This is a genomic window from Microcoleus sp. AR_TQ3_B6, from assembly GCF_036702785.1.
Taxonomy (GTDB): domain Bacteria; phylum Cyanobacteriota; class Cyanobacteriia; order Cyanobacteriales; family Microcoleaceae; genus Microcoleus.
This window is the reverse complement of sequence record NZ_JAUBVJ010000154.1, coordinates 8,231-9,391: the sequence shown is the minus strand read 5'-3', so window position 1 is coordinate 9,391 and position 1,161 is coordinate 8,231. Positions and strand designations below refer to the sequence as shown.

Below are 1,161 nucleotides of genomic sequence, written 5' to 3'. Positions count from 1 at the left end.
GCGGAGTTGGAGAAGGAGTTGTCCCAGCAGGCGGAGTTGGAGAAGGTCTTGTCCCAGCAGGCGGAGTTGGAGAAGGAGTTGTCCCAGCAGGCGGAGTTGGAGAAGGACTTGTCCCCTCAATGGTGAAAGGATTGTCGTTGACGCGCGGTATTTGAGCTGTAGTGAACCGAGATTCATCTAGCGAGTTCGATCGAACATCAATCAACACCGCCAAAAATTCCCCTGTTCGCCTGTCCCTAATAATCGTGTTGCTAGAATTCGAGCCTTGGCCCTGGAAAATTTCTAAGTCTGTAAAGTTCAGACCTCCAGCCAGACCGATCAAATCTCCCGCATTAAAATCTGTAATTAGATCGGCATCGCCGATTTCGCGGCCGCCAGTAGTGAGAAACGCGTTGGCAGCAGTCGAGGTGCCCACCCTACCGAGAATAAAGATATCCGAGCCCTCCCCTCCTGTCAGAGTATCAGACCCGCGATCGCCCGAAAGAATATCATCCCCAGACCCCCCAGACAAAGAATCATTGCCGTCACCCCCAAAGATCAGGTCATCACCCTCGCCACCGTCACCAGTATCGTTACCAACACCGCCGGCGATGACATCCCCGCCCTCGGAACCCAACAAAATATCATTGCCGGCAGCGCCGATCAGGCAGTCGTTACCAGTGTCGCCAAAAACAGTGTCACTGCCCTTGTCGCCAAAAATCAGGTCGTCCTCGCCACCTCCGCGCAGACAGTCATTGCCTTTACCGCCGTACAGCGAGTCGTTGCCTTCAGAACCCAAGACAATATCATTGCCCTGGTCGCCAAAAGCTGCGTCATCGCCTTCGTTGCCAGAAACCAAGTCATCGCCTTTGCCGCCCCGCGCCGTGTCATTGCCGCGCCCGCCCTCAACGATATCTTTACCAGCGCCACCGTTGAGAGAATCATTACCGTCATCGCCCTTGACTATATCGTCCCCGTCACGACTCAGAAGCGTGTCGTCGCCGCCACCTCCGGAAATCGTGTCATTGAACAAGCTGCCGATTAAATAGTTATTCCCATCATCTCCGAGAACTAAGCCATCGACAAAAAGTGGCTGTGGGGGAGGCGTGGGAACCACAGGTGGCCGCGGCACCGGCGTGATCGAAATCCCCGTCCCCGTCATCGTTGTCGAAGTCCCCGTCG

General features: G+C 55.3%; 1 pseudogene. It reads right to left on the bottom strand.

The features are described from left to right. Positions 1-1,161: pseudogene (locus QUB56_RS35485) on the bottom strand (calcium-binding protein); the annotation flags it as partial.